This is a genomic window from Enterococcus sp. DIV0187, assembly GCF_051713785.1.
GTDB classification, from domain to species: domain Bacteria; phylum Bacillota; class Bacilli; order Lactobacillales; family Enterococcaceae; genus Enterococcus_A; species Enterococcus_A avium.
In genome coordinates this window covers 2,620,140-2,632,793 of the sequence record NZ_JBIOQO010000001.1, presented here as the reverse complement: position 1 = coordinate 2,632,793, position 12,654 = coordinate 2,620,140, and the positions used below count along the sequence as shown (strand labels likewise).

The window sequence follows — 12,654 nt, the reverse complement described above, 5'->3', positions numbered from 1 at the left end:
TATAAAAAAATTCTGAAGCTCAGGAGGAAAATTATGGTTAAGCGTGGTGATATCTATTTCGCAGATTTATCGCCAGTTATTGGTTCTGAACAAGGAGGCATTCGGCCGGTGTTGGTAATCCAAAATAATTTGGGCAACCATTTCAGTCCAACGATCATCATTGCAGCGATCACGGCGAAAATGGCGAAGCCTAAATTACCAACACATATTGGAATAAAATCAAATGGAACCGGAATTGAAAGAGATTCGGTAATCCTATTAGAGCAGATTCGGACGATCGACAAATCTCGTTTAAAGGAAAAGGTTTGTCATTTGGATCGTTGTCTGATGGCAGAAGTTGACGCAGCTTTGCGTATTAGTATCGGCATTGAAACGATGGCTGCGGTCACAACGAATCTTACATAAAATCAACTTTTTGTTGGTTAGCCAAGATGCGGTTTGTTGCTATTTTTTATCTGTCTGATCATACTGCATTTTTTCGAATTTTTTAATTATAATGATAAAATTTGGGTTTGGATTCTTAATACTGTAATTTATCTTAGTTTATCGAGGGATACAACGATTCGTTGTGTCTCTTTTTTTGCGGTTCAACGATTTATCTATCAATGATTTGTAGTAAACCAGAAGTTTCTCATTGTATACTAGGGATAAAGAAAGAAGAGACGAGGGAGTAGGATGGTTGAAATCGGTGAACAGCTTAGGTATTTTCGCCAAAAGAAAAAAATGAGTCAGAAACAACTTGCTGAGCTTTTACACGTCACACCGCAAACCATTTCTAAGTGGGAATTAAATAAGAGTGCCCCGGATTATGACCAGCTAATTGTTCTTAGCAAAATTTATCGAAAAAGTATTGATGAGCTTTTAGGACAGGCGAAGCCTAGTTTTTTAGATTATTTAGCTGATTCACAGAATGTTAGAGATAAAATCGCCTTTTATGGAATGCGTGTCACTGAAGGGAGGGAAAATCATGGAGAGGATTCGCAAAATCAATAAACTGCTTTTGATTACCTATAATTTAGGTGGTATCTGCTTGATGATGATTGGTGCAATGGTCGGGGTGCCCGGTCCTCCTGGTTATGTTCCGATGGGGATAAAGATCGCTACTGGAATTGTTTTTGGAACCATGATTATCGCGCACATTGTTCGCTATTTTTTAGAAAGAGGATTGAAAAAAACAGGCTGACATGAATCAGCCTGTTTTTCTTATGCTTGTGCAAAGACGATGAGATTGACTGTGTCAGTGATACAGGTTTGTAAAGTAATGCGTTCACCACCGCCTGCTGATGTGATTTGATCCCAGTTGTCTTGTCCAGAATGGATATCTCTGCCGCTGTCATCGACTTGAATGATACCATTCACTATATATGTCGTGGCGTTACCTAAGCTATCTGTAACTATAATTGGACTTCCCGCACTAAGTGAAAAAATTGAGGAAAAGACGCCTGGATTATGACCAATAAAATGAGTATTTTGGTTATCTGTGCCAGATTGTATCGGATTCCCGCCCCAAGTCGCTGCGACAGAACCGCTGTTGATGATTCCTTGACCATTACCTTGACCAGCATTTTGATAAGGGATAGAAGTTCCTAAAAGTGCAATTTGATTTGGCTGCTGTACGGATTTTTGTTGAGGAGGAGCTTCATTTATTGGTTTTGCCGCTTCAGGCGTGACTTGTAATGTTTCTTGTGCAATTTCGACGGGTTCTTGTTGAAGGGGCTCTTGAGACTTTTCTTCTGATTGTGGTGTTTCGATTGGGGCGCTTGTTACTGAAGATTGAGTGGCTGAACTTTTGGCTGTTTCTTGTGACGTTTCTTTTGAAGAGGAGGCAGGTGTTTGATTTGGTTGAGCTTCTTTTTCAACCTGCGGCTTTTGAACGCTTTTTTCTTCTTCAATGATAATCAGAACAGTTCTTTTGTCGTAATCTTGTTTGTTTTTTGCAGACAAGGTTAAAGCGTAGCGACCAGGTTTGCTTGTGTTAATATTTGTGTAATTTAGTTTAACAGGATGGTGGTCATCACCAACCGCTTTGTAGTACTGGTTGGGATTGAATGAGTCATTCGCATTGATCGTAACTTTGTCTTCGCCATAAATCCTTACTTGACGCTCATGTGTCACTTTCCTTGATTGAGACTGAGCATCGGAAATAGTAGAAAAAATGATCAGACTGGCTAGAAAGAAAAGACATACAATAACATCTGAAAAAATGAATCGTTTTCTCATTGATGAATTCATGGAAAACACCCCTTTTCCTGATTTGCTTAAATGATAAATCATGGCTTGATAATAAGAAATAAAAATAACATAATATTTAGGTGTGATTGTTATTTGTGGATTTTAGTTAAATAAATATCAATATTTTTCCGTTTTCAAAAGGTTATTTTATGATATAATGACCAAAGAATGTTATAATCCAAAAACTTAAAAATGCATATTCGATTTGAAGAATAGTGACAATTGACTGAGGAGGGTACTTTTGTGCGGAGATTACTTAAAAATACAACACAACGACGTTTAGCCATTATCGGTGTATTAAGAGATTTGATTGGCTGGCAGAATCCGGAAATGATTGCTGATTTGTTGGAATGTTCGGTAAAAACGATTTTGTCAGATGTAGACGCGATCAATAATCTTTGGGGTGAGCACGTTGGGATAGAGTATTCCCGAACAAATGGATTAAGATTAAACGATGCCCTTCACAATAAAACACGTCAGCTAGCTAGAAATTTGATGGATGAATCTGAGGCATTTATATTTTTAGAACGGCTCTTTTTTCAGCCAAATGAGGATATGGACTACTGGATCAATGCCCTTTATATCAGTGAGGCAACCTTCTATCGTATGATTAAGCAACTTGATAGAGTTTTAAATGAAAGAGGATTAGTCCTTGAACGCAGACCGTTTCGGATTACTGCAAAAAATGAACGCTGGGTACGCGTCTTTTATGTACAATTATTTTTAGAAAAATATGGCGTCAATGAATGGCCCTTTGAGCTGGAGCGTAGTAAAATGATTCATTTCATTAAAACTGCCAATCAATCTTTTGATATTGCTTACAATGATCGTGAAATTCTGGAAAGCAGTTATTTACTGGCAATTATTGTCGTACGAACTTCGCAAGGATTTCAGCTGACAAGAGGTGAGAAGTATGATTTGAAACCAGCATTGATTCATCAAATTTTGACCTTACGTCCAGAGGCGGATCGAATCGTTCAAAATACCAATTATACAGTGACAGATCACTGGTATTATGATGTGGCGAATAGTCTATTTTGCCCTTGCTTTATCACACGCTTTGATCCGAACTGTCAGATCACGTTGAATTATTTAGAGAATTTTTTAGGTGAATTGGAGCAGGTATACGATTTGCCGCTATCAGATAAAGGTCGGAAAAACCTTTTGCAAAAATTACTACAGATCCAAACCACCTATCAAGTATGGCCGTATCCAAAATCAATCTTGTTTGATTCGGCGGCGTACTTTTCACGAAATGCAAAGGTGCAGTATCCGCATTTTACAAAGTATGTCCATCAACTATTGCTACGAATAGAACGAAAGACGGGGGAACCTTGGTTCAGTCAATTTTATTTTTCGGTGGTACAAGTGTTGTTTAAGGAATGGGAAGGACTTGCTCATTCACTGGATGAACATGCCGCTAAGGTGAAGATTTTTGTTGTGAGTGATTCGGGGGTAAGCCACGCGAAAATGATTGCTGAACTGATTCAAAGTCGTTTTTATTATCGGGTAGTGATTGAAACTCATGAGGGCTCAGCATTGGATTTTGAACATGATGAAAGCTTCATGGAGTATGATTTGGTTATTGCGAATTATCCGATCAAAAATTATTCCTATAGTAATTTAAAGATTGTAGATGATTTTTTGACTGAAAGTGATCTGACTTCGATTGGTTCTTATGTAAAAGAAATACGTTAGAAGGCTCTAGTTGGGTCTTCTTTTTTGTACCTAAAGAAATGCGATTGCTTTACTAAAGGTAATGGATTGCCCAGAAAAAATTGTGGATCAGGCTCAGAAAGAGGCACGCTATTTCGATGAGCAGCGGACTTGGCCAATCGTTGGTAGTGATGAGGTGTAGATAGTTTCGTTTTGAGGAAAGAATCATCCTAAGCTCGGGATGGTTCTTTTTTATGAAAAGTAGATGAATTTATTAGAACTTTTGAACAAAAATCTCTATACTAGAATAAGCAATTATTAATGAAAGGACGTGAATGCATGTTAAAAAAATTACTGGCAAATGTCGGTGAATATAAGAAGCAAAGCCTGCAGACACCTTTATTTACGATGGGGGAAGTCTTGATGGATGTGATCATGCCCTTGATTATGGCAGGTCTGATTGATAACGGAATAGAAAAAAGTGATACAAATGCGATTTTGCGTTATGGAGGCTTGCTCTTTTTATGTGCCTTGTTTGCATTAGCGATGGGGACGTTAGGTGGTCGGACAGCTGCGATCGCTTCAGCGGGATTTGCGAAGAATTTACGCCATAATTTATTTGAGCGAATCCAAGGTTTTTCTTTTTCTAACATTGATCGTTTTTCGAGTTCGAGTTTAATTACTCGTTTGACGACGGATACAACAAATGTTCAGAACGCGTATCAAATGGTGATTCGAATATTAGTTCGTTCGCCGCTGATCTTGATTTTTTCTTTAGTAATGACGTTTCATATTAATCGGGAGCTATCAATGATTTATTTAGTGATTGTGCCGATCATGATTATTGGTTTAGGCCTGATCATTCGTTTTGCTCATCCGTTGTTTGAAAAAGTTTTTCGGACATATGATCGTTTGAATAACGTTGTTCATGAAAATCTGCAAGGGATTCGAGTGGTTAAGTCCTATGTTCGTGAGGAATACGAAGAAGAAAAGTTCAGTCGTGTTTCACAAATGGTATTTGATAATTTTACTAAGGCGCAACGAATCGTGGCCTTTAATATGCCGCTTTTACAAGTAGCAGTGTATACATGTATGTTACTGCTTTCGTGGTTGGGTGCCGAATTGATTGTGAATAAAGGGAATCTGTCTACTGGTGAATTAGTCAGCATGTTCAATTACACGATGCAGATTTTGATGAGCTTAATGATGATGTCTATGACCTTTGTCCAATTAATGATCGCTCGTACCTCTGCCGAACGTATCACTGAAGTCTTGAATGAAGAAAGTGACCTGAAGAATGGGGAAAATCCACTGATGGAAATTCCAGATGGTTCAGTAGAATTCAAGAATGTTTGCTTCAGCTACAAGGATGACATGGATAAACTCGTTTTAGAAAACATTGATTTAAGGATCGCTTCTGGTGAAGTAATCGGGATTGTCGGTGGAACTGGTAGTTCCAAGTCCAGTCTAGTGCAGCTGATTCCACGATTATATGATGTGACCCATGGGCAGATCAAAGTTGGCGGTCATGATGTGCGGAGCTATGACTTGGAAACTTTACGGGATCAGGTGGGGATGGTTCTGCAAAACAATGTGTTGTTCAGTGGAACAATCACTGATAATTTGCGCTGGGGTAACGCTAATGCGACGGAAGAGGAAGTCATTCACGCAGCAAAGATCGCTCAAGCCGATTCCTTTATCCAAGAGTTTCCTAATAAATATGACACGATGATTTCTGAAGGCGGAAATAATGTTTCTGGTGGACAAAAGCAACGTTTGACCATTGCTCGTGCATTGTTGAAGAAGCCGAAGATTTTGATCTTGGATGATTCTACCAGCGCGGTAGATACAAAAACAGATCGTGCAATTCGTGAAGGCCTAGCAAAGGAAATTCCTGGAACGACCACCTTCATCATTTCCCAACGGGTCAGCTCAATTCAGGATGCCGATCGAATTATTGTCTTAGATGACGGAAAAATCAATGGAATCGGGACCCATGATGAATTGCTGGCGAACAATGTCATCTATCAAGAAGTCTTTGATTCTCAACAGAAAGGATTTGGGGAACATGATGAATAGAGGAACCGCAGCCAAATCCAGACCCACCAAAACCATCAAGCGCTTGCTGAAGATCATGGCAAAAGAACATAAAGCTCAATTAATCATTGTCTTTTTTATGATTCTGATCAGCGCCTTTGCCAATGTACGAGGTTCGCTGTTCTTACAGGTCGTGATCGATGATTATATCACTCCGCTGATTGGTCAAAGCAATCCGAATTTTACAGGATTGTTAAAGGCAATCATGACTATGGCCTTAATCTATGTAATCGGGATTGCTGGTACCTTGTCTTACAACTTGATCATGGTAAAAGTATCTGAAGGTACCCAGAAAAAAATTCGCGATCAGATGTTTACTCATTTAGAAACATTGCCGTTACGTTATTTTGATTCAAATGCCGATGGTGATATCATGAGTCATTTTACCAATGACACAGATACTTTGCGGCAAATGATTTCACAGAGTATTCCTAACCTGATGATGGCTTTAGTTACTTTTGTTTCTGTGTTTATCGCCATGTTTTCATTAAGTGTTCCCTTGACCTGCTTTGTGATTGTCTCAGTCTCTTTGATGTTTGTGATGCTGCGTTTTATCACCAATCGCAGTGGCCGTTATTTTGGTGAGCAGCAGCGTTCACTTGGTAAGGTCAACGGCTATATCGAAGAGATGATGCACGGCCAAAAAGTCGTGAAGGTTTTCAACCATGAAGAGACAGCGATAAAGGAATTTGATGTAATCAATGATCAATTACAGGAAAGTGCCACGAAGGCCAATGCGACTGCGAATACCTTGATGCCGATTATGATGAATCTTTTGAACATCCAATATGTGCTTGTAGCAATTATTGGCGGTTTATTCGCAGTTTACGGTGTTTCAGCATTGACTGTCGGGATGATTGCTTCCTTCTTGCAACTGAGTCGTTCACTCAACGGCCCGATTAGTCAAATTTCTCAACAAATTAATTTTGTAATTATGGCTCTGGCAGGGGCTGACCGAATCTTCCAATTATTAGATGAAGAATCAGAAGTCGATGATGGCTATGTGACACTGGTAAACGTAAAGGAAGTTCAGGGTGAATTGATCGAGACGAAAGAACGGACTGGAATCTGGGCTTGGAAACATCCTCATGAGGATGGAACGACTTCTTATGTTCGTTTAACCGGCGATGTCCGTTTTGAGGATGTTAATTTTGGCTATAATGACGATCAGCTTGTACTGCATGATATCAATCTATATGCAGAGCCGGGACAAAAAGTCGCTTTTGTGGGTGCGACGGGTGCTGGTAAGACAACCATTACGAATCTGATCAATCGTTTCTATGATATTCAAGAAGGTAAGATTCGTTATGATGGTGTCAACGTTAAAAAAATCAAAAAGAATTCTTTGCGTTCTTCTTTGGGAATCGTTTTGCAGGATACCCACTTGTTTACTGGAACAGTCAAAGAAAATATTCGTTACGGTAATTTAAGTGCGACAGATGAAGAAGTTTATCAAGCGGCAAAATTATCAAATGCGGATACTTTCATCCAACATTTACCAGAGAAATACGACACGGTGATTACTGGTGACGGTGAGGGTCTATCGCAAGGGCAGCGGCAATTGCTGGCCATCGCTCGAGCGGCGATCGCTGATCCACCGGTGATGATTATGGATGAGGCGACGTCTAGTATTGATACTCGGACAGAAAGCATTGTTCAGTCAGGGATGGATCGCTTGATGGAAGGTCGGACGGTGTTTGTAATCGCTCATCGATTATCCACGATTCAAAACTCTGATGTCATTATGGTAATGGATCATGGCCGGATCATTGAGCGTGGAGATCATGAAAGTCTATTAGCTGAAGGCGGCATGTATTATCAATTGTATACCGGGAAAGTCGAATTAGATTAATCCTACAGACGTGTCTTGCATAAAGCGAGATACGTCTTTTTTATTGGGGGCCTCTTTGTCCCTAGAAAAGAAATACTTGAAATGATTTAGTTGGAACAATTGAAAGATAATCGTTACAATGAACTAAAGATTTCGAGAAAGGAAGTGCTGCTATGTCCATGACGGTTTTGCGATTGGATGTATCCGATTTATCGGAGGTCAAGGAATTGATTAAAAAAGTATTCATGAGGTTTGAGGCTCCAGAGTATTCTGATGAAGGTGTGGCACATTTTATGACGTACTTGGACGAGGAGCTGGAAAAGGAAATCGTAATCGAACAGCTACAGCTTTGGGGTACAAAGATCGATCAGCAGCTTGTCGGGGTTCTAGCGATTCGTTCGGGTAAGCATGTGGCGTTGCTCTTTGTTGACGAAGCCTATCATTGTCAAGGAATCGCCAAGAAAATGTATCAAGCGATGCTGACAGAACTTTCGCCGAAACAATTGACCGTAAATTCTTCCCCTTATGCAGTGCCAGCTTATAAGCGGTTAGGCTTTCAACTTAACGGTGAGGAGGAGACGGTCTCAGGGATTCGTTTTCAACCAATGATTTTTATTAGAGAGGATGTATAGAGATGAAACGTTTTGCAATGAAGGATTATGGAAAAGCAAAAGAGGTATTGATCGAAATCGAGGCACAATCGCGTCCGATGGATGAAACGCATGTTCGAGTGGAATTAGCGGCTTTCGCAATTAACCCATATGATGTGGCGCTGAGACAAGGAGCTATGCGTGATTTTCGGACGTTGAAGTTTCCTTACGTTTTAGGAAATGATGGTGCGGGGGTTGTAACTGAGGTTGGCGGTGAAGTCAGTCATATTAAAGTTGGCGATGAAGTAATCGTTCATGCAGTCGGAGGCACCTATGGTGAAGAAGTGGTTGTGCCTGGGGGAAAGGTCGTGAAAAAGCCAAATTCTATGTCCTGGGAAGTTGCGGCAGGCGCTGTAACTCCTTGGTTGACTGCTTATAACTTAGTGACTCATTTATTGGGTGACAAAATTGGTGAGACGGTGATGGTGCAGGGGGCTTCTGGTGCTGTGGGGTCATTGCTGGTTCAATTTTTAAAGGAGCAGGGAAAGACGGTCCTCACTTCTGCCTCTAAACGAAATGAAGCGATGGTCCGCAGTTTAGGTGCTGACGATTTCGCTGCCTATGATGATACGGATGCCGGAGAAGTTTTTGCAGATCGGGCCGATACGGTGATCGATGCAACAAAAGGCGGACGAGCAGGTGAAGCAGGCATGAAAATCATGAAAACCGGCGGTAATTTCGTGGCATTGAATGAGCTGCCTAGTGAACAAAAGAAAATTGGGAATTATTTAGCTTTTGGACCATCTAAAGAGTATTCTGACCACGAGGCATTAACAGTATTCACAGAGCTGTCTGATAAAATCCAGTTGAAAATTATAGAAGTGCTGCCGTTTGCCTTAGCAAGTGTTGTTTCTGCTCATGAAAAGCTGGAGGGGCATCCATCAGCTGGCAAAATTATTATAAAAAAGGTGGATTAGTATGGATCAGCAGAAGTGGTTATTAGTAAAAGCAAATTTCGATGGAACAGAGGATTTAGCAGATGGGTATTACCGTTTGAGAGAAGTTGATGGTGGCTATCAATTGGCATATTTGGTGGCTGGACCTTGTGGTGATAAAAATCCGCATCCCGAGATTACATTGCGGCAAGAAGGAAATCAGGTTCGACCAATTCGATTGCGAGATACAGAGACGTCCCCAATTTTGAACCTATCAGAAAAAGAAGATGCCACTACGATCGAGGAACTGACAGATCAGCTTTTAAATCGCTTTATCAGGATCAAGAAACTTAGTATTTAAGCATTTCTTTAGCAATTCCTAGTTGAAAAGGGATACAATTATGACAAATTGTAAGGAATGTCAAAAAAGGTGATTTCAGAGACTAACTAGAATTGAAATTAGCCGAAATTCCATGCTACATTAGTTCAGCGAGAAAAAATAGTAGGTGAAATCAATGAAAGTTATTCAATCTCTTAAACACACATGGAGTCTGTTCATATTAGATTGGCGTCGTATTTTCAAAAATCCGATCGCCATTTTTCTGATGGCTGCATTAGTCGTCATCCCATCTCTTTACGCTTGGTTTAATATCAAAGCTTTGTGGGATCCTTATTCTAACACTGGGGAATTGCCGATTGCGGTCTACAGTGCCGATACCGGAGCAAAATTCCAAGACAAGGACGTCGAAATCGGGGACGAGGTTATCAAGAACCTGCACGAGAATAAACAGCTCGGCTGGCGTTTCGTTGACTCGAAGAAACAAGTTGTCGAGGGTGTTAAGTCAGGTAAATACTACGCAGGAATCTACTTACCAAAAGAATTTTCAAAGGATTTATTGAGTTTCACTTCTGGAGATATTCAAAAACCGAAAATCGAATATTATTTGAACCAGAAAATCAATGCGATCGCGCCCAAAATCACTGATAAAGGTGCCGGTTCAATACAAACAGAGATCAGCCAAGAATTCATTAAGACAGCTAGTTCAACCTTGCTGAAGGTTTTTAACGAGATCGGCTACGACATTGATGCGAACCTCGTTAGTATTAACAAGGTCAAAAATTTAATTTTGACGACCAACGACAATTTAGGCGAGATTGACAAGTACACGCAAGAAGTTGTCGAAGTGCAAGGTAAACTGCCGGAGCTGAAAGAAAAATTAGCGAAGGCGAACGAAATCGAAACCTATGTACCGCAAGTCGATGAGCTAGGACAGAAATTGATCGTCTTGAATCAAAAAATGCCTGAAATCAAACGACAAGCCAGTGTCATCTTAACGTTGCAACAGAAAATTCCAGAAATCCAACAAGCTGGAAATCAGTTGGCACAAGTTGATAATGATTTTGCTGAAATTGAAAAAACCATGAATGATGGGATTAACGAAGCAAAACAAGGCTTGAATATCATTCATCAAGTTCAAACGATTTTACCGGATATTCAAAAGTTGGGGAATCAAGCAGATGACTTTGCTACAACGACCAAAAATGGTGCAGAACAATTGAAATCAGCTGTACCAAGTATTTCCAGCAGTGTGCAAGTGACGTTGCAGGCGATTGGACAGGTGGCTACAACTACTCAAGCAATTACAAGTGATTTATCTGCCCTGTTAGATAAAGAAGAGTTAACGCCAGATGAAAAGGCTCATATTGCTTCGATCATTAACGACTTCCAAAATAATTTATCAGAGCAGCAAACAGCTATCGACAAACTTAACCAGTTCTTAGCTGATTTGAAGAAGACTGCTGATGATAATGGTAATACTGAAGTCAGTCAAAATTTGGCAACCATTATGAGTCGATTAGATAATCTAAAAAATGCTATTGGTGATATAAGCACTCGTTTTGGACATCTAAATGATATAGTTCAAAACGGTACTACAGATCAAGCAAAAGACTATTTAAACGAGATCAATAGTGCTGCTGTAAACGTAGCGAATGTGGTAAACAGCATCAACGCTGAACAAATCGGTCAAACAGTCAGCACGATCCTTGATAAGCTAATCAATACAATTACTACAGCGCAAGGTGTCTTGAATCAAGCTCAGCAAATTGATTTTGCGTCATTATTGAATTCGACGGAAGGCACCGTCAGCAATGCGATTGCCTTTTTAGAAAAATATCAAAAGCAAATGCCGGCGATTGGTCAAGAAGTTCATGATGCGAACGTTCTATTGAACGGTCATATGAATGATATTGTCAATGGAATAAATACAGGTGCAGACCTCTACAACAATGAACTCCCTATAGTAGAACAAAAATTAGGTTTGGCCGCAAACTTTATGCAAAATGACTGGCCTGGTGTGAAAAAAGATTTGACTAGCAGCTTGAAGCTGGCAAATGATAAAATGCCAGAGGTTGAACGGGCGTTGAATCTTGCAACGGATCTGATCAAAAATGATTATCCAACCTTGCGAGCAGGGATTCAAAAAGCAGCAAATGCTATCCAACAAGGCGATCAGACGATTGACTTCGGTCAGGTCTTGAAATTATTGAAGCTGGATGCCCAAAAGGAAAGTGACTTCTTCACGACTCCGGTAGATTTACAGACGAATACAATGTACCCAATCGCCAATAACGGTTCAGCTAGTACACCATTCTACACGGCTTTGTGTTTGTGGGTCGGTGCGGTACTATTCTCTAGTGTTACTACCACTGAGTTTTTCTTAGACAAAAAAGATCGCGGCAAATACACGAAACGTGAACAATTTGGTGCTCGGATGTTAACTTATTTAGTTGTAAGTGTCGGACAGGCCCTGATTGTTACATTAGGAAATATGTTTTTGTTAGGCGTTTATGTGAAGAATCCAGTGTATAGTGTCCTCTTTGCTGTTTTAGTTGCTCTAGCCTTCATGATGATTGTGTACGTGTTGGTTGCGCTCTTTGGAACAGTCGGGAAAGGAATTGCGATTATTATTCTCGTGCTCTCCATTTCCGGCGGGGGCGGAAACTATCCGATCCAAGTATCCGGGAAGTTCTTTCAAGCGGTCAATCCATGGCTGCCATTCACCCATGCTGTCAATTTATTGCGTGAGAGTGCTGGCGGAATCTATTGGCCAAATGCGTCAGGCGATATCATAATCATGATTGTTTTGTTTGTGGTATTCGGTACATTAGGTACGTGGGCATATCCACTCTTGCAGCCACATTTGACGAAGTTGACAAAAGTGGCTCATGAAAGTAAAATATTCCACTAAAAAACAACAGGTAAGACAACAGCGTATTGCTGTTGTTTTACCTGTTTTCGTGTTTTACTAAA

At 40.2% G+C, this 12,654-nt stretch carries 11 protein-coding genes; 10 read left to right on the top strand and 1 reads right to left on the bottom strand.

Features of this window, described 5'->3' with window-relative positions; genetic code table 11:
* Window positions 1–33 precede the first annotated feature (33 nt).
* From IGI52_RS12845 to IGI52_RS12835, 3 genes are all read left to right on the top strand, one after another.
* Window positions 34–405: a type II toxin-antitoxin system PemK/MazF family toxin gene (locus IGI52_RS12845; RefSeq protein ID WP_016179520.1), complete on the top strand. Its 372-nt coding sequence runs from the start codon at window positions 34–36 to the stop codon at window positions 403–405.
* Window positions 406–675: 270 nt separating this feature from the next.
* Window positions 676–993 (top strand): helix-turn-helix domain-containing protein, encoded by a 318-nt coding sequence (locus tag IGI52_RS12840; protein WP_016179521.1) that lies wholly within the window; start codon window positions 676–678, stop codon window positions 991–993.
* A complete protein-coding gene (locus IGI52_RS12835; protein WP_016179522.1) occupies window positions 968–1,183 on the top strand; it encodes a hypothetical protein in 216 nt (71 codons plus the stop codon). The genes IGI52_RS12840 and IGI52_RS12835 overlap by 26 nt, the downstream gene beginning before the upstream one ends.
* Window positions 1,184–1,203: 20 nt before the next feature.
* Here the strand turns inward: IGI52_RS12835 and IGI52_RS12830 are convergent, their stop codons facing one another.
* The gene (locus IGI52_RS12830) at window positions 1,204–2,232 is read right to left on the bottom strand and encodes a sortase domain-containing protein (RefSeq protein ID WP_016179523.1); all 1,029 of its coding nucleotides are present in this window, start codon (window positions 2,230–2,232) and stop codon (window positions 1,204–1,206) included.
* Window positions 2,233–2,475: 243 nt separating this feature from the next.
* On the opposite strand from IGI52_RS12830, the gene IGI52_RS12825 reads away from it, so the two are divergent.
* The 7 genes from IGI52_RS12825 (at window position 2,476) to IGI52_RS12795 (ending at window position 12,592) form a co-directional block, all read left to right on the top strand.
* Window positions 2,476–3,930 carry a helix-turn-helix domain-containing protein gene (locus IGI52_RS12825; RefSeq protein ID WP_048720299.1) on the top strand — a complete coding sequence of 485 codons (1,455 nt, stop codon included), beginning with the start codon at window positions 2,476–2,478 and terminating at the stop codon, window positions 3,928–3,930.
* A gap of 297 nt (window positions 3,931–4,227) precedes the next feature.
* Window positions 4,228–5,967: an ABC transporter ATP-binding protein gene (locus tag IGI52_RS12820; RefSeq protein ID WP_049221831.1), complete on the top strand. Its 1,740-nt coding sequence runs from the start codon at window positions 4,228–4,230 to the stop codon at window positions 5,965–5,967.
* On the top strand, window positions 5,957–7,837 hold the full coding sequence (locus IGI52_RS12815; protein ID WP_016179528.1) for an ABC transporter ATP-binding protein: 1,881 nt from the start codon (window positions 5,957–5,959) through the stop codon (window positions 7,835–7,837). The genes IGI52_RS12820 and IGI52_RS12815 overlap by 11 nt, the downstream gene beginning before the upstream one ends.
* Window positions 7,838–7,989: 152 nt before the next feature.
* Window positions 7,990–8,448: a GNAT family N-acetyltransferase gene (locus IGI52_RS12810; RefSeq protein ID WP_049221829.1), complete on the top strand. Its 459-nt coding sequence runs from the start codon at window positions 7,990–7,992 to the stop codon at window positions 8,446–8,448.
* Between the two features lie 2 nt (window positions 8,449–8,450).
* Window positions 8,451–9,383 (top strand): NADP-dependent oxidoreductase, encoded by a 933-nt coding sequence (locus tag IGI52_RS12805; RefSeq protein ID WP_049221827.1) that lies wholly within the window; start codon window positions 8,451–8,453, stop codon window positions 9,381–9,383.
* 1 nt (window position 9,384) lies between these two features.
* Complete coding sequence (locus IGI52_RS12800; RefSeq protein WP_102866061.1) at window positions 9,385–9,702, top strand: hypothetical protein; 318 nt, start codon at window positions 9,385–9,387, stop codon at window positions 9,700–9,702.
* A 154-nt stretch (window positions 9,703–9,856) separates the two neighbouring features.
* Entirely contained in the window at window positions 9,857–12,592 is a 2,736-nt protein-coding gene (locus IGI52_RS12795; protein ID WP_053089566.1) for a YhgE/Pip domain-containing protein, read from the top strand.
* Window positions 12,593–12,654: the final 62 nt, after the last annotated feature.